Origin of the sequence: Derxia lacustris, assembly GCF_002105195.1 — a bacterium.
Taxonomy (GTDB): Bacteria; Pseudomonadota; Gammaproteobacteria; order Burkholderiales; family Burkholderiaceae_E; genus Derxia; species Derxia lacustris.
Window position 1 is genome coordinate 373,960 of sequence record NZ_MUHU01000025.1, and the last position, 24,688, is coordinate 398,647.

Consider the following 24,688-nt stretch of genomic DNA (forward strand, 5'->3'; position numbering starts at 1 on the left):
AGACCAGATGGCGCTTGCCGATGCGCGCATTGCCCGACCGGCATCGCAGCCAAAATCTGTGGAAAAGCCGGGCGCCATTTGTGAGCAAACGGCGGTTTGAAAGAAACCGCCAAAAACAGTCCCTGGCTGTCCACAAGGCGCCGGACTGAAGGACGCAGGCTTCTGCCTACAAGCAACCCCTTGATTCGATGACGGAAACGCTGGTTATCCACAGAAAACGCGACCGATCATCATCACTTTCATTCAGTCATAGAAACTTCTTCAAGGAAAAACCATGCAGCTCGTCCAGACCCAGCGGGACACCCTGTTGCGCCCCTTGCAGATCGTCAGCGGCATCGTCGAGCGGCGGCATACGCTGCCGATCCTGGCCAACATCCTGGTGCGCAAGCAGGGTGAGGAAATCGCGTTCGTCGCGACCGACATCGAGATCCAGATCACCACGCGCGCTGCCATCGGCGCCGGCAAGGACGACGCGAGCACCACGGTTGCCGCGCGCAAGCTGCTCGACATCCTTCGCGCGCTGCCGGGCGGCGACGTGAAACTCACGCTGGCCGACAAGAAACTCGGCATCGACAGCGGCAAGTCGCGCTTCAAGTTGCAGACGCTGCCGGCGGAAGACTTTCCGGTCGTCAATACGCCAGACAAATTCATCGCGTCCTTTTCCATGCCCGAAAAGACGCTCAAGCGGCTGTTCGCTCAGGTGCATTTCGCGATGGCCCAGCAGGACATCCGCTATTACCTGAACGGTTTGCTGCTGGTGACGGGCGCGGGCCGGGTATCGGCCGTGGCGACCGACGGCCACCGGCTGGCATTTGCCACCCATGAAATCGAAGGCGAAGTGCCGAAGGCCGACGTCATCATTCCGCGCAAGACGATTCTCGAATTGCAACGCCTGCTGGGCGACGGCGAAGAAGCCGTCAAGATCGAGATTGCGCAGAACCAGATCCGATTCACGTTTGGCGAAATCGAACTCATCAGCAAGCTGGTCGAGGGCAAGTTTCCCGATTACCAGCGCGTGATTCCGAGCGGCTATACCAAGAACTTTGCGATTCGCCGCGAAGAACTGCTGCATTCGCTGCAACGCGCAGCCATTTTGACGAGCGACAAGTTCAAGGGCGTGCGGCTGTCATTGCAGACTGATGCGCTGTCGATCAGCTCGACCAATGCCGAGCAGGAAGACGCGCTCGAAGAACTGGAAATTGCCTGGACGCATGAGCCGCTCGATATCGGCTTCAACGTGAGCTATCTGCTCGATGTGCTCAACAATCTCAAGAATGAAACCGTGCAGGTCGCGCTCGGCGATGCCAATTCATCGGCGCTGCTGACCCTGCCCGAGGATGAAAGCTTCAAGTACGTGGTAATGCCGATGCGCATTTGAGCATCGACCTTGCAATGACAAGGCCCGCGCCGGCCCGGATTCAATTCGGCGACACCGCAATACCAGTGATTGGGAAACCAGCATGACCGACGCCCGACAACCCGAAGAACAAGCCTCCGACAACACGCAATCCGCCGCAAGCCGCGGTTATGGCGCCGAATCGATCCAGATCCTTGAAGGATTGGAAGCCGTGCGCAAGCGACCCGGCATGTATATCGGCGATACCTCGGACGGCACCGGTCTGCATCATCTGGTGTTCGAAGTTGTGGACAACTCCATCGACGAGGCGCTGGCCGGCTATTGCGACGACATCGTCGTGACCATCCATACCGACAATTCCATTTCGGTCACCGACAACGGGCGCGGTATTCCGACGGGCGTGAAATTCGACGACAAGCACGAGCCCAAGCGCTCGGCGGCCGAAATCGCGCTGACCGAATTGCATGCCGGCGGCAAGTTCAACCAGAACAGCTACAAGGTGTCTGGCGGGCTGCACGGCGTGGGCGTGAGCTGCGTGAATGCGCTGAGCAAATGGCTGCGCCTGACGGTGCGCCGCGACGGCAAGGCCTATTTCATGGAATTCCGCCAGGGCGTGCCGCAGGACCGCGTGCTCGAAACGGTGGATGGCGTGGAAATCTCGCCGCTCAAATTGCTGGGCCCGACCGAAATGCGCGGCACCGAAGTGCATTTCCTGCCCGATGACACGATCTTCACCAATGTTGAATTTCAGTACGAAATCCTCAACAAGCGGCTGCGCGAATTGTCGTTCTTGAACAATGGCGTGCGCATCCGGCTGGTGGATCAGCGCCAGAACAAGGAAGAAGACTTTGCACTGACCGGCGGCGTAAAGAGCTTTGTCGATTACATCAATCGCGCCAAGACGGTGCTGCATCCGACCGTGTTTTATGCCACCGGCGAAAAGCTGCTCGACAACGGTCTGACCATCACCGTGGAAGTGGCGATGCAATGGAACGAGAGCTATGCCGAGCAGGTGCTCTGTTTTACCAACAATATTCCGCAGCGCGACGGCGGCACGCATTTGACCGGCCTGCGCGCGGCCATGACCCGCATCATCAACAAGTACATCGAGGAACATGAATTCGCCAAGAAGGCGAAAGTGGAAACCGGTGGCGATGACATGCGCGAAGGTCTGGCCTGCGTATTGAGCGTGAAAGTCCCTGAGCCCAAATTCAGCAGCCAGACGAAAGACAAGCTGGTGTCGAGCGAAGTGCGCGGCCCGGTGGAAGAAATCGTCGCCAAGGCGCTCGAAGACTTTCTGCTCGAAAAGCCGATCGACGCCAAGATCATCTGCAACAAGATCGTCGATGCGGCGCGGGCGCGCGAAGCGGCCCGAAAGGCGCGCGACATGACGCGCCGCAAGGGCGTATTGGATGGCGCCGGCCTGCCCGGAAAACTGGCCGATTGCCAGGAAAAAGACCCGGCCAAATGCGAGCTGTATATCGTCGAGGGCGATTCGGCGGGCGGCTCGGCCAAGCAGGGGCGTGACCGCAAGTTCCAGGCAATTCTTCCGCTGCGCGGCAAGGTATTGAATGTGGAACGCGCGCGTTTCGACAAGCTGGTGAGCAGCGAGCAGATTGCGACGCTGATTACCGCAATGGGCACCGGCATTGGCACCGGCGGCGGAACGGACGATTTCAATCCGGACAAGCTGCGCTATCACCGCATCATCATCATGACCGACGCGGACGTGGACGGCGCGCATATCCGCACGCTGCTGCTCACGCTGTTCTATCGGCAAATGACGCCGCTGGTGGAACGCGGCCATATCTATATCGCTCAGCCGCCGCTTTACAAGGTGAAGCACGGCAAGGACGAACGCTATGTAAAGGACGATGCCGAATTCGACGCGCACATGCTCAAGCTGGCGCTGAATGACGCGGAATTGATTCCGGCCGAAGGCGCAATTGCCATCAGTGGCGAAGCGCTCGGCGAATTGTCACGCAAGCACTTGGTGGCGCAATCGGTGGTGCGGCGGCTGTCGCGGCTGATCGATGAAAAGACGCTGCATGCAATTGCCGATGGCGTGCGGCTTGATCTGGACAGCCTGGCCGGCGCCGAAGAAAGCGCCGCCGCATTGCGCGCGGTATTGGGCAATGGCACGGTGCATGTTTATGCCCAGCTCAATGTCAAGACCGAAAAGCATCAGCTGCGAATCGAGCGGGTGATTCACGGCAATGTGCGCGTGAGCGTGATCGATGCCGACTTTGTGCATGGCGCCGATTATTCGACGCTGGCCGATGCGGCAATGACTTTCCGCGATCTGGTCGGCGAAGGCGCAAGGATCGCGCGCGGCACCGGCGAAAAGCGCAAGGAAGCCGGCGTGCGCGATTTCCGCGAGGCAATGGCCTGGCTGATGGTCGAAGCGCAGCGCGGCGTGCAGGTGCAGCGCTACAAGGGCCTGGGTGAAATGAATCCCGAGCAGTTGTGGGAAACGACGATGGACCCGACCGTGCGGCGGCTGTTGCGAGTGCAGGTTTCGGATGCGATTGCGGCGGATGAAATCTTTACTACGCTCATGGGCGACGATGTGGAGCCGCGCAGGGAGTTTATTGAGCGGAATGCGTTGTCGGCCGGCAATATCGACGTTTGATTGTTGTCGGGTGACACGGATAGTGAAATCCGTGCCAAGTAAGTGAAAGATTGCTGACGCAGTTGTTGAAAGATTCCTAGAGGGGGCTGCGGCGCCAGACATGGCGTGAGAGGTTGGACCCAGAAGCGCTTCTAGCTGGCTCCACATAGACGGAGACCGGCGCCCCTCTGGTTAGATTTGGGAGAGCTCTCACCGAAGAGCCACCGCGCACGATAACGAGGAATAGTCGTGTCACGCCCCCTCCGCAAGTACACGCTTGACGGCGTTCTCTATTGCCGTCGCGCATTAGTTGAAGCAGAGCTAGTCGATCTAGCCGCCACCAGCCCTCAGGAACTGGAGGCACGCGCTGCTGCAAGGAAAAGCAGTGCGCCAGGTTTTGTATCGTCTGAGGCACTGCTGTACTTCATCCGCAACGCGCCTGCCGGCGCTCACCGCGACAAGCTCACACACGCGCTTCTTGACCGCGTTGTTCAGCTGGCTAGGCCGACTTCCAGGTCGGGCGGCGCCGTCGCGTCGCTGACCGAGAAGAACATCCAGGAGGAAGTCGTCGACCGCTTCGTCGACCTGCTGCTCAGCGACCGGTTGGAGTACGAGGAGCGTCTCGATTTCTACGAAGTCAACTTCAATTCGGCCGTCGCAGGTGATCGCTACGACGCAAGCGACCGCCATTGGAAGCATGAGAATCGGACAGAGGAGCTTGGCACGAACGATGATGATGTGCCCAAGCATGTCCACGAAGCCATGGGCGAGTACGACCCATTCAACGCCGACGCGCTCGACGAAAAAAATTACTGGTTGCTCCTCGATGAAGCGATTGACAACCTGCCTGAATTCCAAAGGAGGATCGTCGTGATGCTGCGCCAGGAAGTCCCCATCGAGTCGAGCGACCCCTCAGTTAGCTCTATCAGCAAAGTGCTGGGCAAGACCCCGAAGACCATCGCTACGCACCGGGATAAGGCTTTCGCATCGTTGCGGCGTCGTCTCGAGAGCAAGGGGAGGCTGTGATGACCAGAAATCATGCAATCCCAGCAGAAGACGTCCTCAGGGCCTTTGCTATGGACTTTGAACCTGGCGCCGGCGTCCTTCAGCGCTACCTTGCTAAGTACCCTGAGCACGCAATCGCGTTGGTCGATCTTTCCAGAGAACTTTCTCGTGAGATTGACGACGACGATCCGCCAAGCGCCGCGGAAGTAGCGCTCGTTTCTTCACGTATGGAACGGCTTCGAGAGAGCAGTGTGTCCCTGGAGACCCTTCAAGCTGCTCCAGCGAAGACCTTCACACAGGCGTTCGATGTACTTGCCCTGCCGTTGCAGGTTGGTGTTGCATTCCGCGAACGTCGAATAGACGTAACGACCTTACCCCGACGCATGGCCTCGACTGTGGCGGAGGCGTTGAAAACATCGACAGAGACGCTTCTCTCGTATCTCACGCTTCCTCCGATGGTCTCAGCAGTCCGCGCTAAGAAGTCGACCGTCAAGCCAACAGCACCTGAGAAGGTGTCATTCGAGACGGTCTTGCGAGACGCTGGTCTCGACGAACATCAGATTTCGAACCTGCTCCGCGAGGAGTAGTCATGGACCCCATAGAGCTGGGGAGGCAGCACGCTCGGCGACTGCATGACGCGGCCGTTCTGAGTGGACGCAATCCGTGGTCACCGTATGAATTTGCTGTCGGCATAGCCAAGGACCTCGGCATCAAGGTCGAAAGCTGCGCTCCAGGTGGCGCGCTCCTCGATGGAGGGCGAGCCAACTTTGATCCCGACGTCCCCCTCATCGTCCATGAGAAAAAAGGGTTGCCCTTCGAACAGGCGTTCCTGGTAGCGCACGAAATCGGGCACGCACAACTGGGTGACGGCGAACAAGAGGCTGAGCCTGCGGCGAACATCGACCCGGCCCGTACCTCGGAAGCGGCACCTGTCGGGATGGACCGCGTCGTCGACTACAGCCGACGCCAGCGAAGGGAGGTCCAGATGGACCTCTTTGCGCGGGAGCTTCTTCTTCCTCGGCACGTAATTGTCGATCAGCATGTAGCCCAAAGCCAAACCTGCTCCGACATTGCGGCGCGCCTTGGGGCCCCGTTCGAAGTCGTCGCGCAGCAGATGCTGGACGCCCTGTTGCTCCCAGCCTTTCCGAACGTCGTCGCGGCGGAACCGGTCGAAATACCGCTGAACGACAAGCAGAGAACCGCGGCCGAACACCGTGGCGCTGCGTTCTTGCTCCAGGCCGGTCCAGGTACGGGGAAGACGCGCACACTGGTGGCCCGTGTCGAGGGCTTGCTCGACGATGGCGTTGACCCCAGGCGCATCCTCCTCCTTACCTTTTCGAACAAGGCTGCCGGAGAGATGGCAGAGCGGCTTGCGCAAAAGCGCCCACAGCAAGCGGCCGCGCTGTGCATTGGTACGTTTCACAGCTTTGGCCTGGACATCCTCAGGCGGTTCAACGACCGGTGTGGGCTACCTGCGGACCCTCGGCTGATGGACCGCACCGAGGCCGTTGAATTGCTCGAAAACGAGTTCCCTCGGCTCGGCCTTAAGCGCTACCGAAATCTGTACGACCCCTCTCAGACAGTGGCCGACATCCTGACCGCGGTCTCCCGTGCTAAGGACGAAGTCACTGGCCCTCATGCTTACCTTGCCCTGGCTCATGACATGCGCGCAGCGGCGACCGACCCAGCCGCCCTCGAAGCCGCTGAGAAGGCGGAAGAGGTTGCCAAGGTCTACGCGTTCTACGAGGAGCTCAAGGCCACGGCGGGGAGCGTCGATTTCGGTGACTTGGTCATGCAGCCAGTGCTCCTGCTAGAGCGCGACGAGGAGGTCAGGACCCAGCTGCAGGGCGACTATGACCACATCTTGGTCGACGAGTACCAAGACGTGAATCGAAGCAGCGTGCGGCTGCTCACGGCCCTCAAACCCACCGGGGAGAACCTGTGGGTGGTTGGGGATGCCAAGCAGTCCATCTATCGCTTCCGGGGGGCCTCGTCGTTCAACATGGCGCGGTTCGGCCACCAGGACTTCCCAGGAGGGGTCCGAGACAGCCTGGACATTAACTACCGCTCCACCTCGGAAATCGTCGGCGCCTTCTCGACCTTCGCGGCCACCATGAGTGCAGCGGATGGGCCTACGGCGCTCAAAGCCGACCGCGGCGCCGGTGGCGCAAAGCCAGAAATCATCACGGTCGGTGGTGGCGCACTCGTGACGCCGGCGCTCGTCGACAGCATTGAGCGCTTCCGGACAGCAGGCTTCCGCTATCGCGACCAGGCGGTTCTCTGCAGAGGCAATGACAGGCTGTCCGACACCGGCCAAGAGCTTGAGCGTGCCGGCGTGCCCGTACTGTTCTTGGGCAGCCTTTTCGAGCGTACCGAGATAAAGGACTTGGTTGCGGTGCTGACGCTCCTCGTGGACAGGCGTGCAATGGGCCTGATTCGCACCGCTTGCTGGCCCGAGTTCGCGATGACGCTTGAAGACGCAGTGCGCGTGTTTGGGCACTTGCGCAATGTAGAGGTTGAGCCTGGAGCATGGCTGCAAGGAGCACCCGACGTCACGCTAGGCGGGCAGGCCGCCTTGGCTGCACTTGGCGTTGCGCTGGACGGTTTCACTGCCACTTCTCAACCCTGGACGGTGCTGGCGACCCTATTGCTCGACCGGACCAGAATGGCTGCGCGCATTGCCGCGTCGTCCAGCGTTCCCGACCAGGCCCAAGGCATCGCCATCTGGCAGTTCATGAACTTCGTGCGGGTCCAGCCCAACGGTCAAGGTCTCCCGATCCAGCGCCTGGCGGACCGCGTCCGGAGGCTTCTACGTTTGCGCGACGACAGGGACCTCAGGCAACTTCCTGCGGCGGCCCAGGGCATCGACGCGGTGCGCCTGATGACTATCCACGGGTCAAAGGGCCTGGAGTTCCCTGTCGTCCACATGGTCGGTGTGAATCAGGACTCGATCCCGGGCGCCATCCGGCCCTCCAAGTGCCCGCCGCCGAACGGCATGGTCACAGGCGGGGAGGGCAGCCCAGATGAAATTGCCCGAGCCGCGCACAACGAGGAGCAGGAGTGCCTCTTCTACGTGGCAATGTCGCGAGCCAGGGACCGTCTAGCGTTCTACGCCGCCACGACGAAGTCCAACGGCTCCTCCAGGCTGTTGTCCAAGTTCCTCGAACGAATCGGCGGCGTGAAGCCAGAGCTCGTCACGCCATCGACGGTATTGCCGCCGGCCCCGGATGTCGCGCACATACCGGTGAACTTCTCAGGTACGCCGCGCTTCAGCGCTGAGGCGATTGCCCTCTACGAGGGGTGCGGGCGGCGGTTTCTGTACACGCACCTGCTGCAGGTCGGCGGCCGCCGACGAGTGAGCGCCTTCATGTTGATGCATGAGGCCATCCGGGACGTCTATAGGGCCGTCATCGCCCAGGGCGCCATTTCGGCTGGCCAGTGCGACACGCTAATCGCGGAGGCATTTGTGACCCATGGTCTTCATGACCACGGCTACGTTGAGGAATTCCGTGGCATGGCCTCGGCGATGCTTGGCTACTTCCTGGAGTCGCGTGCTGGCGCCTTGGTAGAAGCTCCCACTGCGTTGCGAATCACCTTTGACAACCATGAGGTTGAGGTCAGGCCTGACGAGGTCTTGGTGCGCAATGGGGTTCGAACGCTGCGGCGGGTCAAGACCGGGCACGCCACCAGTAGTGCAGGCAGGGACGTCGGAGCCGCCGCGTTCGCACTTGCGGCCCGCGCCGCCTTCCCGGACGCAATCGTGGAGTTGGTATACCTGGCCGACGCCGCTGCCCGACCGTTGGTGCTGACGACCAATCAACTGACCAAGAGTCAGGTCAAGTTGGGCGGCATCCTGGGCAACATCCGTGCTGGCAACTTCCGGGCAGAGGCGTCAGACATGACGTGCCCCAACTGCCCGGCGTTTTTCGTGTGCGGCGCTGTGCCGCAAGGCACCTTGCTGAAGTCTTTCTAAAAAAGTTTACCGGCGACGTCAGGTCGGTCCGATTGAGTGGATGTAGGGCAGCAGTGGAGCTGCCTACAGACTCCAAAAGGAACATATGAACTACGACGACGTTGGTGAAGCGATCCGCGAGGGTCGTGCCCTGAAGGAGGCTTCGGCCTACCGCATTCGGTTTGCCCTGGAAGGGCTGACCTTCCGCAACATTGATGTGCCGGACCCGGTTCCCACCGGTCGGCAAATCCTGGCCAGCGCGGGCCTGGACCACCGCGCTGACTACATTCTGTTCGCCTACCTGGACACGGGTGACTTCGAGGACGTCCGCCTCGATGAGACCTTCGACCTCCGCGGCAAGGGCGCCGAACGCTTCATTGCGTTCAAGTCTGACCGCGACTTCAAGTTCTCACTGAACGACCGCCAGCTGGCCTGGGGCCGCGCCGACATGCTGGGCAGCATCCTGTACGACCTCGCCGACGCGGCGCCGGACGAAGCCGTGTTCCTGGAAGTTCGCGGCGGTGAAGACCGCCTGATCGACCCCGACGAGCGCATCAACCTCGAAGCGCCCGGCATCGAGCGCTTCATCACCGCGCCCAAGCCGGACACGGGCTACGTCATCTTGGTCAACTCTGAAGAGAAGTCCGTGCCGGACAAGCATGTCACCTTCGAGCAGGTGGTCAAGCTGTACTACCCGAATGCGGGCAGCGAGACGAACGTCAAGTTCTCGATGACCTACCGCAATGCGGCCTCGCTCCCCCACGCCGGCGAGCTCGGCGAGGGCGGCTCCGTCGAAGTCAAGAAGCAAGGGACGATCTTCAATGTCACCCGCACTGTTCAGTCTTAATCCCGACCTCGCCCGCCTTCGTTCGGAGGGCTACTTCATGCGCATCCAGGGCAGCCTCCTGGTGATGCTGGAAGTGCCCTACGTCAACGCGCAGCGCGAGGTGCGCTTCGGCACGCTGTCGTCGGCCCTTGACTTGGCCGGCGACCGAACCCGCAAGCCTGAGACGCACGTCATCAACTGGGACGGCGACTTCCCCTGCAATGCCGACGGGACGCGGCTGCAGGGCATCTCGCATGCGGAGCCGAACACCGACCTTGGCCACGGGCTCAAGGCACGTTTCAGCTTCTCCAGCAAGCCGAACGATCTGGGCTACCCGGACTACTACGCCAAGATGTCGACCTACGCGACCATCGTGTCCGGGCCGGCTGCGGTGCTGCTGCCGGGGATCAGCCCGCGCGTGTTCCGCGGCGGCGACGAGGAAGAGGAGGCCAGTGTTTTCAACTACCTCGATACGGCCTCCAGCCGCGTCGGGATCGGCGCGCTGGCCGCTAAGCTGGAGCAGGAGGTCGTGGCCGTCATCGGCCTCGGCGGCACCGGTGGCTACATCCTCGACTTCGTCGCGAAGACGCCGGTGAAGCAGATCCGCCTTTTCGACGCAGACGATTTCCTGTCGCACAACGCCTTCCGTGCGCCTGGTGCACCGTCGCTGGATGAGCTGCGAGACGCGCCCAAGAAGGTGCACTACCTGAAGGACATTTACGGACGCATGCACCGCTTCATCGAAGCGCACCCTGTCGAGATGAAGGCGGAGACGCTCGGCCTGTTGGACGGCATCACATTTGCGTTCCTCAGCATGGATGCTGGCGACGAGAAGTGCGCTGTGGTGACCAAGCTCGAGGCGCTGGGCGTGACGTTCATCGACGTCGGCATGGGCTTGGAACTCACCAACGGCAGCCTGGGCGGCATCTTGCGCGTCACCACAAGCACGCCAGAGAAGCGCGAGCACGTTCACCAGGGCCGCATTTCCTTCGCGGGCGGTGGTGGTCAGGACCTTTACGCGTCCAACATCCAGGTTGCCGACCTGAACGCCCTGAACGCGTGCTTGGCAGTGGTGAAGTGGAAGAAGCTCCGAGGCTTCTACCGCGATCTGGAAAACGAACACCACAGCACGTACACCACAGATGGCGGCATGCTGCTCAATGGAGATCAGACATGATGCGTCACCAGACCTTGGAGCATCGCTTCGTCCGCAATGTCCCTCGCGAGCTGGATCCCGGCATGCTGTACATCTCGGTGGACTACGCAACCGCAGTTCACTCGTGCTGCTGCGGCTGTGGCGACCGAGTCGTGACGCCGTTTACGCCGACAGATTGGCGCATGACATTCGACGGTGAGTCGGTCTCGCTTGATCCGTCGGTGGGCAACTGGAACCAGAAGTGCCGGTCCCACTACGTGATACGCAGGAACCGCGTTCTGGAGGCCGGCCCTTGGTCTAACGCCCAGGTCGAAGCAGAACGTCGTCGAGACAAAAAGGCCAAAGCCGCCTATTTCGGCAAGACGGCAGACGTCCAACCCAGCGTAGTTTCCCAGGTGGATGACCGTGCGCCCAGCACAGCTGTGCAAGAGACGAACCACTCGTCGCAGAGCGTCTGGGCACGGGTAAAAGCGTGGCTCACTGGTTGAGCAGAGCGGCGGCGGCGGCCTGTCAGAAATTCTGTGTTCACTGCATAACCTCCCCCTGAAGGAGCCGCCATGCCCCGCAAACCCAGAACTCCCAAAGCCGCCGCCCCGGCGCTGCCCTCAATCCCGCCCGAACTGCTTGATCAATTCGCGAACGGCTCGATGAGCGTAAAGCCATCAACGCTGCCTCGATGGCCTTCAAGAAGGCATTGATCGAACGCGCGCTCGGCGCCGAATTGAGTCACCACCTCGGCTATTCCCCGGGCGCCGCCAAGCCGGCCGACAAGCCCAATCAGCGCAACGGCAAAAGCGCCAAGACCGTCCTCACCCAGGACGGCCCGGTTCGCATTGAAGTCCCGCGCGACCGCGACGGCAGCTTCGAGCCGATCCTGATCCCGAAGCACGAACGCCGCTTCACCGGCTTCGACGACAAGATCATTGCCATGTATGCGCGCGGCATGACGATGCGCGAGATTCAGGGCTTTCACGCCGAGCAATACGGCACCGAGGTTTCGCCGGAATTCATCAGCTCGGTGACCGATGCCGTCATGGCCGAAGTCACCGCCTGGCAGGCGCGCCCGCTGGAACCGATGGTTCCCGTCGTTTTCTTCGACGCCCTGCGCGTGAAGATTCGCGAAGACGCCGTCGTGCGCAACAAGGTGATTTACCTCGCGCTCGGCATCCGGTCCGACGGCACGCGCGACATTCTCGGGCTGTGGATCGAAAGCACCGAGGGCGCGAAGTTCTGGATGAAGGTCTTCGACGATTTGAAGACGCGTGGCGTGCACGACATCCTGATTGCCGTAACCGACGGGCTGAAAGGCATAGGCGATGCGCTCAGCGCCGTGTTCCCGGCGACGACCTTGCAGACCTGCATCGTCCATCTGATTCGCAACAGCCTCGATTACGCGAATTAGAAGGAGCGCAAGGCGCTGGCGGCGGCGATCCGGCCGATCTACAGCGCACCGAGTGCGGAGGCGGCCGAGGCGGAATTGCTGGCGTTCGAGGCCGGACCGTGGGGCATCAAATTCCCGACGGTCGTCGCGGCCTGGCGCCGCGCCTGGGATCGGGTGATTCCGTTCTTCGCCTTCCCGCCCGAGATTCGCAAGATCGTCTACACGACCAATGCGCTGGAGAGCGTGAACGCGCAGCTGCGCAAGATCATCAAGACGCGCGGCCACTTCCCGAGCGACGACGCGGCCAGCAAGCTGCTGTGGCTGGCGCTACGCAATATCACGGCGGATCGGTCGCGCGCCGCGCATGACTGGAAGGCGGCGATGAATCAGTTCGCGATTCTTTAGGCGGAGCGGTTCATGCAGCCGGGGCGGGGGATGTGAGGCTTGCGCTGGAACGTCGATGGAATTGATTGCTCATCGCTGTGAACACGAAATTGATGACCCGCCCAATGAAAAATTCTTCGTATTGGCTTTTCCAGAGGACTGCCACGCCGCGACCCACATCGCCATGCAGCGCCTCCATTTGTTTCCGACTCCGTCACCCCCTCCCTGGCGCTACCGTCCCCTCCATCGCCAACCCCGCCCCGAACCCGCCGTGACTCCTGCCGCCCTTCCGCAACGCGGCTCGTCCCCCGATCACCGGAACGGCGCGCCGGCGGACCGTTCCGTGGCCGGGCCAGCCACACCGCCTTCCCCCCGCCCCGACCTCCTCGACGCCCTCGACCAAGGCTTCTGCATCATCGAAGTCCTGTTCGACGCCGCCGACCGGCCGGTCGATTACCGCTCTTTCTCGACATCAACCCCGCGTTCCGCGCCCAGACCGGCCTCGACGATCCGGTCGGCCGCTGTATCCGCGAGCTGGCGCCGACGCTTGAGCCGTTCTGGTTCGAGATCTACGGCCGCGTCGCGCGCAGCGGCCAGGCGGCGCGCTTCGAGCACGAGGTCGCCGCGCTCGGCCGCTGGTACGAGGTGCATGCGATTCCGGTCGGCGCGCCGGGCGAGCATCGCGTGGCGGTGTTCTTCAACGACATCAAGCGCCAGCGCGAGGCCGAGGACGCGCTGCGGGCGTCGGAAGCGCGGCTGCGCACGCTCATCGAGGGCATTCCGCAGCTGGTGTGGCGCGCGGTCGGCGAGGGCGAATGGACCTGGTCGAGCCCGCAATGGACGAGCTTCACCGGCCAGTCGGCGGACGACGCGCTCGGCCTCGGCTGGCTCGACGCGGTCCATCCCGACGACCGCGACAACGCTCTCGCCGCCTGGCGCATGGCGGCCGCGCGCGATGGCTACGAGACCGACTTCCGGCTGCGGCATCCGGCCAACGGTGGCTGGCGCTGGTTCCAGAGCCGCGCCAAGGCGCTGCGCGATGCGCGCGGGCGCGTGATCGAGTGGCTCGGCAGCTCGACCGGCATTGACGACCAGATCCGCGCGCGCGAGGTGCTGATGCGCGGCAGCGAGCAGCTGGAGGCGCTGGTGGCCGAGCGCACCGCCGATCTGAGCCAGGCGCTCGACACGCTGCGCGAGCAGGCGGCCGAGCGCGAGCGCGCCGAGGCCAAGCTGCGCCAGGGCGACAAGCTGCGCGCGATCGGCCAGCTCACCGGCGGCATCGCGCACGACTTCAACAACATGCTGCAAGGCATCACCAGCTCGCTGGCGATGGCGCGGCTGCGGCTCGGCCAGGGGCGCCCGGCCGATCTGCCGGGCTATCTCGACCGCGCCGAGAAGGCCGCGCAGCGCGCCGCCGCCCTCACCTACCGGCTGCTGGCCTTTGCGCGCCAGCAGGCGCTCAAGCCCGAGCCGGTCAGCTTCGACACCGTGGCGCGCGACATGGAGGACATGATCCGGCGCACCGTCGGCCCGGCGGTGCAGGTGGAACTCAAGCTCGCCGACGGCGCCTGGCTGGTGATGTGCGACCGCAACCAGCTCGAAAGCGCGCTGCTCAACCTGTGCGTGAACGCGCGCGATGCCATGCCCGACGGCGGCTGGCTCACGGTGAGCACGGCCGAGCTGGTGCTGGGCGGCGGCGACGTGGAGCGCGCCGACGATCTGGAGCCGGGCCGTTATGCGTCGATTGCCGTGTCGGATACCGGCGCGGGCATGACGCCCGAGGTGCTGGCGCAGGTGTTCGAGCCCTTCTTCACGACCAAGCCGCTCGGGCGCGGCACGGGGCTGGGGCTGGGGCTGAGCCAGATCTATGGCTTCGTCAAGCAGTCGGGCGGGTCGGTGCGCATTTCGACCGAGCCGGGCCAGGGCACGACGGTGCGGCTGCTGCTGCCCTTTCACGGCTTCAACCAGAACCTCGGCGGCGGCAGCCAGCCCGAGACCGGCCGCACGCTGCTGCTGGTGGAAGACGAGCCCGATGTGCGCGAACTGACCGCCGAGCATCTGCGCGAGCTGGGCCATCGCGTGCTGGAGGCGAGCGGCGCGGCGGCGGCGCTGCGGCTGGTGCAGACCGGCGCGCGCATCGACCTGATGGTGAGCGACGTGGGCCTGCCCGGCGGCATGGACGGCCGCCAGCTGGTGACGGCGGTGCGCGAGCTGCGGCCGGGGCTGCCGGTGGTGCTCATCACCGGCCATGCGGGCAACGAGCCGATCACGGCGGTGGAGCTGCTGCGCAAGCCCTTCGAGCCGGATGCGCTGGCGCGGCGGGTGGCGCAGATGCTGGGGCTGGGCTGAGCGCGCGGCGTCAGCCGGCCAGCCGCTCCCAGTCGAGGTCGAAGCGCGCGAGGTATTTGCGCAGCCGGTCGGCGTCGTTGACGACGCTGCGGCGCGCGCGGCTGGCGCCGAACAGGCGGCGCCCGGCGTCGGACAGCGTGCGGGCGTCGCGGCAGACGGCCACCACGGCGGCCAGTTGCGCGCGGTCGAACAGGTCGAGTTCGGCGAAGGCGGCGTCGCCGAGCAGCGTGGCGAGGTCGACCGTGGCCGCGTGGGCGTGGATGGCGGCGTCTGGCGGGGCGCTGGCGGGCTCGGGCGCGCCTGGGGCGGTCAGGGCCGCGCGGAGGGGCGCGGCGGCGTCTGGCGGGGCCGTGGAGCCGTTTGCGGGCGGGCTCGCGCCCCACAGCCAGCGCAGCCGGGCAATCTCCGCCGCCACCAGCGCCTCGGAGATGCGCCCGCCGTCGGCCAGCGTGGCCAGCCGCGTCACGCTCGCGCCCAGGTCGCGGAAGTTGCCGCGCCAGCTCGCCTCGGCCGATTGCGCGAAGCGCAGATAGCGCGCCCGCGCCTCGACGTTGAAGCGCACCGCGCGGCCGTTTTCCTGCGCTGCCAGCGCGAGCAGATGCTCGACATTGGGCTCGATGTCCTCCGGCCGCTCGGCCAGGCCGGGCAGCGCGTAGGTCCACAGGTTGATGCGCGCGAACAGGTCGTCGCGAAAGCGCCCGGCCGCCACCTCGGCGCGCAGGTCGCGGTTGGTGCCGGCCACCAGCTGGAAGTCGCTCGACACCTCGGCATCGGCGCCGACCGGGAAGAAGCGCTTCTCCTCGATCGCCTTGAGCAGCATCGCCTGCTCGTCGCGGCCGAGTTCGCCGATCTCGTCGAGGAACAGCAGCCCGCGATGCGCGGTGCGCAGCAGCCCGGCGCGGTCGCTCGCGGCGCCGGTGAACGCGCCCTTGCGATGGCCGAACAGCGCCGACGCCGCGCCGTCGCCGCGCAGCGTGGCGCAGTTCACCTCGACGAAGCCGCCCTCCAGCTGATGGCGCGCCTTCTTCAGCTCGAACATGCGGCGCGCCAGATGCGACTTGCCGGCGCCGGTCGGCCCGACCAGCAGCACCGGCGCGCGCGAGCGCACCGCGACCCGCTCGATCTCCTCGATGAGCGCGTTGAAGCGCGCATTGCGCGTGGCGATGCCGCTCTTGAGGAAGGCCACCGCATCGCGCTGCTCCCGGTGGAAGCGCGCCGCGATGCGGTCGTAGCGCGACAGGTCGAGGTCGATCAGCGTGAGCGTGCCGGCGGCGCCCGCGCGTTGCCGGCGCGGCGGCGCGCTCTGCAGCAGCACGCCGGGGAAGAAGCGCGCCTCCACCAGCAGGAACAGGCAAATCTGCACGACGTGGGTGCCGGTGGTGATGTGGGCGCGGTAGTCCTCGCGCTCGGGGTCGAAGGGGTAGGCGCGCACCCAGTCGTAGAGCGCCGCATAGACCTCGCCGAAGTCCCACGGATCGGCCAGCTCCAGCTCGTGCAGGTTGACGGTGGTCTCGGGCGAGATGGCGGCGATGTCGGCCGCGACGCGCCGGGCCAGCGCGATGGCGCTGCGCGAATGCAGCAGCTCCAGCCGGTCGAGCACCTGATCCTCGTGCTGGGCCAGCGACACGGTCGGCCGCCATTTCTCCCAGCGGCCCGGATTGCCGCCCGCGTCGAGCTGGGTGCCGAGGAAGCCGATCACGACGTTGGGTTTGGCGGCCATGCGCTTTCCGGATAGATCGACTAGCGAGAATTCTAGTGTGGCCGGAAAACTGATGGCGGCCGGTGCGGCGCATGTTGGCGCTTTAGCGGATATTTCATTGTCGATTCAATGACTTGCGCATTGGCTGGCAAGTGCGGCCTCGGTCCGGCACGCCGGTTGCAAAGACAGGCCATCCGCAGCAACAACCCGCAGCCCGGAGGCCGCCATGATCGACACCGCCCTGTTCCGCACCCGCCCCGGCGCTCTCGCGCCGGCCGCCGATGCGCGCAATGCGATGGGATCGCCGGCCTATGCCTACGGCGCGCGCCACCGGCTGGCCCAGCTCGCGGTCACCGGCTGCCTCGGCGCCACCTGGCATGCCGACGCCGACACCCAGCTCGACACCGTGCTGGCGCTGGCCGCCGAGGTGGACGCCGAATTCATCGCCCGCACCGCGCTCTACGCGCGCCGCTCGGGCCGCATGAAGGACCTGCCGGCGCTGCTGGCCGCCGTGCTCGCGGTGCGCGATGTGCAGCTGCTGGCGCGCGTGTTCGACCGCGTGATCGACAACGGCAAGCAGCTGCGCAACTTCGTGCAGATTTTGCGCAGCGGCGCCGTGGGCCGGAAGTCGCTCGGCAGCCGGCCCAAGAAGCTGGTGCAGCGCTGGCTGCTCGAAGCGAACGAGACGCGGCTGCTGCATGCGGCCGTGGGCAATGCGCCGTCGCTGGCCGACGTGGTGAAGATGGTTCACCCCAAGCCCGCCGAGGCCTGGCGCGCCGCCTGGTTTGCCTGGCTCATCGGCAAGCCGCACGACGCTGCCGCGCTGCCGCCGGCGACGCTCGCCTTCGAGCGCTTCAAGCAGGCGCTGGCCGAGGGTAGCGACGCCGAGCCGCCCGAGCTGCCGTTCCAGCTGCTCGACGCGCTGCCGCTCACGACGGCGCAGCGGGCCGCCATCGCGCGCCGCGCCTCGTGGCAGACGTTGCGCCAGGGCCTCAACACGCTGGCGCGGCAGGGTGTCTTCGCGCTCGACGGCATGGCCGACGCGGTGGCCGCGCGGCTGCGCGATGCCGAGGCGATCCGGCGCGCCGGCGTGCTGCCCTATCAGCTGATGGCGACCTATCTGGCGACCGGCGCCAACCTGCCCGAGCCGGTGCGCGCCGCGCTGCACGACGCGATGGAAGTCGCGCTCGGCAACGTGCCGCGCATCCACGGGCGGGTGGTGGTCTGCCCCGACGTGTCGGGCTCGATGGCCTCGCCGGTGAGCGGATGGCGCGGTTCGGCCACCTCGACCATGCGCTGCATCGACGTGGCGGCGCTGGTGGCGGCCGCGCTGCTGCGGCGCAACCGCAAGGCGCGCGTGCTGCCCTTCGAGCAGAAGGTCGTGGGCATCGCACTCGACGCCTCGGCGCCGGTGCTGGAGAACGCGGCGCGGCTGGCGGCCATCGGTGGCGGCGGCACCTGCGTCAGCGCGCCGATCGAGCTGCTGAACGCGCAGCACGCCAAGGCCGAGCTGGTGGTCATCGTGTCCGACAACGAATCCTGGGTCGATGCGACCCGGCGCGGCGCCACCGAAACGATGGCGCAGTGGAATGCGCTCAAGCGGCGCTGTCCGCAGGCCCGGCTGGTCTGCATCGATCTCCAGCCCGGCGCGACCACGCAGGCGCTGGAGCGCGCCGACGTGCTGAACGTGGGCGGCTTCTCGGATGCGGTGTTCGACCTGATCGCCGCTTTTGCCGAAGGCCGGCTCGGCCCGGAGCACTGGGTCGGCACGATCGAGGAGGTGGCGCTCGATGCGCAGTGAAATCAACTCAAGGAAGGCAGCACCGATGAAGATGCACATGAAATACAGCTAACCGGTTTCCGATCGGTCGAGGGCGAATGCTGGTGGAACTACAGCCTCCTACGCTCGTGGTCGCGGGTTCGAGTCCCGTCGGTCCCGTCACTGTGGGACCGTAGTTCAGCTGGTAGAACACGAACGTTTCACCGACCCTTGTCGCCTTCTTCCGTGAGGATTTTTCGGCAGGAACAAGACGGCGGTCACGCCGCAGAAAGCAAGAAGATGGATACGCAATACAACTTTGAAGAAGAAGACGTGCACGGTGGCGTGCCGCTGCGCATGTGGACGCGCGGCGTGCCGGTGGAAGCCGAGGCGCGCAAGCAGTTGACCAATGCCGCGCGGCTGCCGGTGGTGTGGCCGCACATCGCGGCGATGCCCGACGTGCACCTGGGGATCGGCGCCACGGTCGGGTCGGTGATTCCCACGCTCAAGGCCATCATTCCGGCCGCCGTGGGCGTCGACATCGGCTGCGGGATGATGGCCTGCAAGACCACGCTGCGCGCCGAGGACCTGCCCGACAATCTCGCGCCGCTGCGCGCGGCCATCGAGCGCGCGGTGCCGCATGGCCGCACGCCCGGTGCGCGCGACGTGGGCGCCTGGAGCAAGACGCCGGGCGCGGTCGATACCGCCTGGGCCACGCTTGAGCCCGAGTTCACCGAGCTGTGCCGCGACCATCCGCGGCTGAAGAACACCAACAACCACAAGCAGCTCGGCACGCTCGGCACCGGCAACCATTTCATCGAGGTCTGCCTGGATGAAGCGGGCGCGGTGTGGTTCATGCTGCATTCGGGTTCGCGCGGCGTGGGCAATGCCATCGGCACCATGTTCATCGAGCTGGCGAAGAAGGATGCGCAGCGCAACGACGTGCATCTGCCCGACCGCGATCTGGCCTATTTCGAGGAAGGCGCGCAGTACTTCGGCGACTACGTGCGCGCCGTGGGCTGGGCGCAGAAATTTGCGCGCGTGAACCGCGAGGTGATGATGCGGCGCGTGATCGAGGCGGCCAAGACGGTGCTGTGCAAGAACTTCCAGAGCCACATCGAGGCGGTGAACTGCCATCACAACTATGTGCAGCGCGAGCGCCACTTTGGCCAGGACCTGTACGTGACGCGCAAGGGCGCGGTGAGCGCGCAGGAAGGCGAGCTGGGGATCATTCCGGGCAGCATGGGCGCGCGCAGCTTCATCGTGCGCGGCAAGGGCAATCCGCAGAGCTTTGCGAGCTGCTCGCATGGCGCCGGCCGCGCGATGAGCCGGGGCGAGGCCAAGCGCCGCTTCACGCTGGCCGATCACCGTGCCGCGACCGAGGGCGTGGAGTGCCGCAAGGACGCCGACGTGATCGACGAGATCCCGATGGCCTACAAGGACATCGACGCGGTGATGGCGGCCCAGACCGATCTGGTCGACGTGGTGCACACGCTGCGCCAGGTGGTTTGCGTGAAGGGATAGCCATGATCGAGATCGACGGATCGGCCGGCGAAGGCGGCGGCCAGATCCTGCGCAGCGCGCTGTCGCTGGCGATGTGCACCGGGCAGCCGGTGCGCGTCACGGCGATCCGCGCGCGGCGCTCGCGGCCGGGGCTGATGCGCCAGCATCTGGCCTGCGTGCAGGCGGCCCAGGCCATCTGCGACGCGACGGTGGAAGGCGCGCAGGCCGGTTCCTGCGCGGTGAGCTTTGCGCCGGGCGCGGTGCGTGGTGGCGAGTACCGGTTTGCCATCGGCACGGCGGGCAGCTGCCTGCTGCTGTTGCAGACGCTGCTGCCGCCGCTGCTGCTGGCGACTGAGCCGAGCCGGCTGCTGCTGTCGGGCGGCACGCACAACCCGATGGCGCCGCCCTATCACTTCGTCGAGCGGGCGTTTGCGCCGCTGCTGCGGCGGCTCGGTGCCGGCATCGAGCTGAAGATTCATCGGCATGGCTTCTTTCCGGCCGGCGGTGGCGAGATCGAGGTGGCGGTCTGGCCGCCGGCGGCGCTGCTGCCCTTCGACCTGACCGAGCGCGGCGCGCTGCGCGAAGCCTTCGGCGAGGCGCTGGTGGCGGCCGTGCCGCGTCAGGTCGCGCGGCGCGAGCTGGATGCGCTGGCGCGCGCCTTCGGCTGGAGCGAGGCGCAGTTGCAGATTCCGTCGCTGCGGGCGAACGAGGGGCCGGGCAATGCGGTGCTGGCCACCTTCGCGTGCGAGCACGTCACCGAGCTGTTCACCGGCTTTGGCGAGAAGGCCGTGTCGGCCGAGCGCGTGGCCGGGGAAGTGGTGGCGCAGGCGCGGGCGTGGCTTGCGAGCGGCGCGGCGCTCGGGCCGCAGCTCGCCGACCAGATCGCGCTGCCGCTGGCGCTGGCCGTGGTGGCGAGCGGGCGCGCGGCCAGCTTTACCTGCAGCGAGGTCACGCCGCATGCGCGCAGCAATTTCGCGGTGATCGAGCGCTTCCTGCCGATCGATTGCCGCATCGAGGCTCAGGGCGCGGCGCAACTCGTGAGCCTGCTGCCGGGCTGATCCTGCGCTCGGAAAGGGCGCGCAAGGCCGTCTGCGGGCCGGTAGGCGGCCGTGGCGGGCGGGGAGTTGTCCACCGCCCGCGCACCGGCTTTTCCCCTTGGCAATCCACCGGCTTCGACTGTGGTTTTCCACGAGGGTATCCACCGGTCTTCCACGAGGCTGGACACCGCTTTTCCTCAAGGCTGGACTACTGGATATGCCACTGGATATCCGGCGGTTGTCCAGAAGCTTGTCCACAGGCGCTGGCGCGCGCTATTCACAAAGTTTTCCCCAGAGCGGACGCGCGGTGAAAAGGCTTGCAAGGCGATGGCGTGACCGTTCATCGCCGCGAGTTCCGGCGACAAATCCTGTGGATGGATTTCCGCCAGAAACTTTTCCACAGGATGTGGATAGGTTTGACGGCCTTGGGGCGCGCGCCGGAAGCGATGAACAGCCGGCTGGCGCGAGGTACGTGATCGGTCGGGTGCGGCCGGGTTTTCAGCCTTCGGCCGGCTTCGCGAGCGCGGCCTTCACCCGCTCGAAACGATCGGCGGCGGCGGTGATCTCGACGGCGCGGCGGCGCATGAGGTCGAGCATTTCGCCGAGCAGCGCCGACTCGTCGGCCTCGACCACCTGCTCGCCCACGAGCCAGCAGGCCAGCGCCGGCTCGTCGCGGCCGAGGGCGCGCGCGGTGTCGCGCTGCCAGTCGGTGCCGAACAGCAGCCGCGCCGAATCGCGGAACAGGTCGCGCGCCGTGGGCAGCTCGGCCGGTGCGACGCGCGGCGCGGGTGGCGTCACGGGCGCCTGCGGCTCGACCAGGCTGCGCGCGCGGGCGCGACGCAGGGCGGCGTCTTCTTCGAGCGTGGCCTCGGCCAGACGGGAAACCTCGGGCAATACCGAGCGGATCATTTCGGCGGCGGTGAGCGGCACCGTCCAATGCCGCTTTTCCGAAACCCAGCGCGCCTTCGGCACCCAGCGCAGGATGCGTTCGAGCGTGTCGGTGAATCCACATTTGATGAGAATTGCGTCATCCGTGATCTCGATCCACGGATTGGGCGGGAAAGGATTTGCCGCCAGCAGGGCGCGCGCTTCTTCGAGGCTTGGCATGATGTCGCCTGCACTTTCAACAATTGGGAGCGATCATCATGAGCACATCGCCCGCCGCAGGCAAACCCGACGCCGATGATTACCTCGAACTCTTCGGCCGATATGGCAAGGATTTCGGGCCGGTATATCTCGAAGCCGAAGACCAGACTTACCGATTGCTGTTCGAGCAGATCGTGCGATTGCTGATCGAGCCTTCGCCTTTCAATCTGAGCATGCCGCAGGAATTCCGCATCACGGCGCAACGCTGGCTCAATGGCGACGACGAAGTCCAGCGCCACATGCGCGAACCGCAGATGCGGCATTTCATGCTCAGCGATTTCTACGACTACGTTCATCTGCGCAAGACGATGGGGCACGCGCCCTGGTGACGGGGCTGCGACCGCGCCATGACGGGCGGAACGCCCTCGCCCGCCTTGCCGGCCACGCCCTGAGCCACGGCGCCGGCGATCCGCGTCGCCCGGCCCCGAAATTGCTGAAAGCCATACCGCGCGCAATTCCCTGTCGCGTTTGTCGGGTTTCATCCCGTGGAGAAGACCATGGCTTTCGACATTTCTAAGGAATGGGGCGATGCCGATGTGGCGGCATTGCTCGGCTCGGTGGAAGACGATCGTGACTGGCGGCTCGAAGTCGGCAAGGACGCAATCGTGTCATTGCACGACATGACCGTGCCGACCGGCACCGAATATGACGCGACGATGCATTGCTTCTTCGAGATGTGGTCGCAGGGGACTGATTGGGTCGGCCCCGGCGCGGCGTCCGACAAGAAACTCGTCGCCACCATCGCCAAGAAATTGCGCGAGAACTGGCCGAATCTCGTCGCGGGTCAGACGCTTTACGCCTGATTCACGCGCGCGGCCGTATCGGATTTGCTGGCGCGGAATCGAGCCTGAATGGCTCTGGCTGCCGGGCAATCGGCTTTCATTTCCGTCCGAACCGAATTGCGTGAATTGCCGCAATGCAATCGCATTGCCCGCGCAATTGGACCCGATTCGCGCGGTCGCGGCGCGGCCGGCCTGATCCGGGCCGCGTGCCGACCAGCCTTTCCCGCCCCTGGCGGACCGCGCGCGTCGCGCCGTTCACCGAACAAGGGGCGCCGCCGGCAGGGCTTGCGCCGTGTGGCCGTGCCCTAGCGCACCGCCGCCGTCGCGCGCACGGCGGTCGCGCGCGCGCCCACCCAGCGGCCGACCAGATTGAGCATCTCGGGCGCGAGCGTTTCCTCGATGAAGGCGTACTCCGACGGCAGGCCCTTGTCGGCGGTCTGGAACAGGTGGTTGAGGCCGGGCAGCTCGGCGATCGTGGTGTCGCGGTTCGATGCCAGCGCGCTGCGGATCGCGCCGAGGTTGAGCGGACTGGGCACCTGCAGGTCCTTGCTGCCGCCCAGCGCCAGCACCGGGCAGCGCACGCGCGCCAGCGTCGGCGCCGGGTCGTAGGCCAGGAAGTAGCGGAACCAGGCCGAATAGATGCTCGACGACTCGCGCCGCGCCTGTTCGGCCGGCATGCCGCCGGCAGCGAGCGTGCGCATCAGCTCGGCGCGCGCCTGGCGCAGGTCGGGCTGGCGCGCGCGCCGCGTCCTGCACCGCGCGCGCCACGGTCAGCGCCTGCTCAACCTCGGTCGGCGTGGCGCCCGCGGCCTCGTTGATGGCGCGCACCTGGGCCAGCACATCCTCGCCGCCGCGCACGCCCACGCCGGCCATCAGCACGATGAAGGCGATGGCCGGATCGCGGCTCGCCACCATCGGCGCGATCAGTCCGCCCTCGCTGTGGCCGATCAGGCCGATGCGCGCGCCGTCGATCTCGGCCCGCGTGCGCAGCCAGGCCACGCCGGCTTCCACGTCGAGCGCCAGATCGGCGGTGGTGGCCTCGCGCAGACCGGGCTGGGAGCCGCCCACGCCCCGGTCGTCGACCCGCAGCACCGCGATGCCAAGCCGGCTCAGGTGATCGGCCAGCACCAGGAAGGGCTTGTGGCCGTAATAGCTCTCGTCGCGGTCCTGCGGCCCCGAGCCCGAGATGAGCAGCACCGCCGGATGCGGCCCCGCGCCCTGCGGCACGGTGAGCGTGCCGGCCAGTTGCAGATGCGAGCGCGCATTGACGAACACCACATCCTCGCTGCGATACGGGAACGGCGGCTCGGGCGTCTGCGGCCGGCGCGCCGGCGGCGGCTCGCCGTGCGGCACGCCGGTGCGCGGCAGTTCCTGCGCCGATGCGGCACTGCACAATAAAAGTGCGACAAACCATCCGAACAGCAGGCGAAGGCGGTGTGGCGAGGACATGAGCGGCTTTCAGCTGGGAGGAGTTGAAAACGCTCGCGCCATGGGCGCGGCGTAGCATCGGCGCTTTTCTGGAGGTTCTCGTGTTCGGCTATACCGAAGAACAAATCGCCGGCTTCGGCCTGACCTGGGGCGTGGGCGGCTTCATCGTTCTCATGCTCGCGATCATCTGGAACCTCGCGCGTGAGTCGAAGGCAGGCAAGTTCGGCACCATCGTGCTGTTCATCGTGCTGGCCTTCGGCATCCTCGGCTTCGTCGCAAAGAACGTGCTGCAGTGGGTCATGCATATCTGACC

General features: G+C 65.5%; 19 protein-coding genes and 2 pseudogenes. 16 read left to right on the plus strand and 5 right to left on the minus strand.

The genetic code is table 11. The annotated features are described in order from the left end of the window. The first annotated feature begins 274 nt into the window (after positions 1-274). The 9 genes and pseudogenes from dnaN to B9P64_RS17665 all read left to right on the plus strand — a co-directional run bounded on the left by dnaN (position 275) and on the right by B9P64_RS17665 (position 12,693). Positions 275-1,378, plus strand: coding sequence for a DNA polymerase III subunit beta (gene dnaN / locus B9P64_RS17625; RefSeq protein WP_085317313.1), 1,104 nt, complete (start codon positions 275-277; stop codon positions 1,376-1,378). Positions 1,379-1,460: 82 nt separating this feature from the next. Beyond that, positions 1,461-3,989 carry a DNA topoisomerase (ATP-hydrolyzing) subunit B gene (gene gyrB / locus B9P64_RS17630; protein WP_085317314.1) on the plus strand — a complete coding sequence of 843 codons (2,529 nt, stop codon included), beginning with the start codon at positions 1,461-1,463 and terminating at the stop codon, positions 3,987-3,989. Between the two features lie 228 nt (positions 3,990-4,217). Further along, the gene (locus B9P64_RS17635) at positions 4,218-4,994 is read left to right on the plus strand and encodes an ATPase (protein ID WP_085317315.1); all 777 of its coding nucleotides are present in this window, start codon (positions 4,218-4,220) and stop codon (positions 4,992-4,994) included. Beyond that, a complete protein-coding gene (locus tag B9P64_RS17640) occupies positions 4,994-5,560 on the plus strand; it encodes a hypothetical protein (protein WP_085317427.1) in 567 nt (188 codons plus the stop codon). The genes B9P64_RS17635 and B9P64_RS17640 overlap by 1 nt, the downstream gene beginning before the upstream one ends. A 2-nt stretch (positions 5,561-5,562) precedes the next feature. Then, positions 5,563-8,946 (plus strand): UvrD-helicase domain-containing protein, encoded by a 3,384-nt coding sequence (locus B9P64_RS17645; protein ID WP_085317316.1) that lies wholly within the window; start codon positions 5,563-5,565, stop codon positions 8,944-8,946. 85 nt (positions 8,947-9,031) lie between these two features. Beyond that, a complete protein-coding gene (locus B9P64_RS17650) occupies positions 9,032-9,772 on the plus strand; it encodes a multiubiquitin domain-containing protein (RefSeq protein WP_085317317.1) in 741 nt (246 codons plus the stop codon). Continuing rightward, positions 9,747-10,928, plus strand: coding sequence for a ThiF family adenylyltransferase (locus B9P64_RS17655; RefSeq protein WP_085317318.1), 1,182 nt, complete (start codon positions 9,747-9,749; stop codon positions 10,926-10,928). Before B9P64_RS17650 ends, B9P64_RS17655 begins: the two co-directional genes overlap by 26 nt. Continuing rightward, a complete protein-coding gene (locus B9P64_RS17660) occupies positions 10,925-11,395 on the plus strand; it encodes a DUF6527 family protein (protein ID WP_085317319.1) in 471 nt (156 codons plus the stop codon). The genes B9P64_RS17655 and B9P64_RS17660 overlap by 4 nt, the downstream gene beginning before the upstream one ends. Before the next feature lie 69 nt (positions 11,396-11,464). After that, positions 11,465-12,693 (plus strand): annotated as a pseudogene (locus B9P64_RS17665) (IS256 family transposase). Between the two features lie 432 nt (positions 12,694-13,125). Here B9P64_RS17665 and B9P64_RS17670 read toward each other — a convergent pair. Then, positions 13,126-13,323 carry a hypothetical protein gene (locus B9P64_RS17670; protein WP_085317320.1) on the minus strand — a complete coding sequence of 66 codons (198 nt, stop codon included), beginning with the start codon at positions 13,321-13,323 and terminating at the stop codon, positions 13,126-13,128. On the opposite strand from B9P64_RS17670, the gene B9P64_RS17675 reads away from it, so the two are divergent. Then, entirely contained in the window at positions 13,318-15,021 is a 1,704-nt protein-coding gene (locus B9P64_RS17675; protein WP_085317321.1) for a hybrid sensor histidine kinase/response regulator, read from the plus strand. The two genes, B9P64_RS17670 and B9P64_RS17675, sit on opposite strands and share 6 nt — an antisense overlap. Before the next feature lie 10 nt (positions 15,022-15,031). On the opposite strand, the gene rtcR is transcribed toward B9P64_RS17675, so the two are convergent. After that, a complete protein-coding gene (gene rtcR / locus B9P64_RS17680; RefSeq protein WP_085317322.1) occupies positions 15,032-16,741 on the minus strand; it encodes an RNA repair transcriptional activator RtcR in 1,710 nt (569 codons plus the stop codon). A 205-nt stretch (positions 16,742-16,946) separates the two neighbouring features. Here rtcR and B9P64_RS17685 point away from each other — a divergent pair, with 205 nt between their 5' ends. The 3 genes from B9P64_RS17685 to rtcA all read left to right on the plus strand — a co-directional run bounded on the left by B9P64_RS17685 (position 16,947) and on the right by rtcA (position 21,040). Next, the gene (locus B9P64_RS17685; RefSeq protein WP_085317323.1) at positions 16,947-18,521 is read left to right on the plus strand and encodes a vWA domain-containing protein; all 1,575 of its coding nucleotides are present in this window, start codon (positions 16,947-16,949) and stop codon (positions 18,519-18,521) included. Between the two features lie 258 nt (positions 18,522-18,779). Continuing rightward, positions 18,780-20,003: an RtcB family protein gene (locus tag B9P64_RS17690; RefSeq protein ID WP_085317324.1), complete on the plus strand. Its 1,224-nt coding sequence runs from the start codon at positions 18,780-18,782 to the stop codon at positions 20,001-20,003. 2 nt (positions 20,004-20,005) lie between these two features. Further along, positions 20,006-21,040 carry an RNA 3'-terminal phosphate cyclase gene (gene rtcA / locus B9P64_RS17695; protein WP_176256866.1) on the plus strand — a complete coding sequence of 345 codons (1,035 nt, stop codon included), beginning with the start codon at positions 20,006-20,008 and terminating at the stop codon, positions 21,038-21,040. A gap of 477 nt (positions 21,041-21,517) precedes the next feature. On the opposite strand, the gene B9P64_RS17700 is transcribed toward rtcA, so the two are convergent. Beyond that, positions 21,518-22,126, minus strand: a complete 609-nt coding sequence (locus tag B9P64_RS17700) for a hypothetical protein (RefSeq protein WP_034411878.1) — start codon at positions 22,124-22,126, stop codon at positions 21,518-21,520. Between the two features lie 38 nt (positions 22,127-22,164). Between B9P64_RS17700 and B9P64_RS17705 the strand changes: the two genes are divergently transcribed. Further along, on the plus strand, positions 22,165-22,494 hold the full coding sequence (locus tag B9P64_RS17705) for a hypothetical protein (protein ID WP_034411879.1): 330 nt from the start codon (positions 22,165-22,167) through the stop codon (positions 22,492-22,494). A 168-nt stretch (positions 22,495-22,662) separates the two neighbouring features. Next, a complete protein-coding gene (locus tag B9P64_RS17710) occupies positions 22,663-22,968 on the plus strand; it encodes a hypothetical protein (protein WP_028312090.1) in 306 nt (101 codons plus the stop codon). Positions 22,969-23,252: 284 nt separating this feature from the next. Here B9P64_RS17710 and B9P64_RS28180 read toward each other — a convergent pair whose 3' ends face one another. Continuing rightward, positions 23,253-23,648: an alpha/beta fold hydrolase gene (locus B9P64_RS28180; RefSeq protein WP_176256855.1), complete on the minus strand. Its 396-nt coding sequence runs from the start codon at positions 23,646-23,648 to the stop codon at positions 23,253-23,255. Positions 23,649-23,688: 40 nt separating this feature from the next. Then, a pseudogene (locus tag B9P64_RS30645) lies at positions 23,689-24,396 on the minus strand (alpha/beta hydrolase family protein); the annotation flags it as partial. An 80-nt stretch (positions 24,397-24,476) separates the two neighbouring features. Between B9P64_RS30645 and B9P64_RS17720 the strand changes: the two are divergent. After that, positions 24,477-24,686 carry a DUF2788 domain-containing protein gene (locus B9P64_RS17720; RefSeq protein ID WP_085317325.1) on the plus strand — a complete coding sequence of 70 codons (210 nt, stop codon included), beginning with the start codon at positions 24,477-24,479 and terminating at the stop codon, positions 24,684-24,686. Positions 24,687-24,688: the final 2 nt, after the last annotated feature.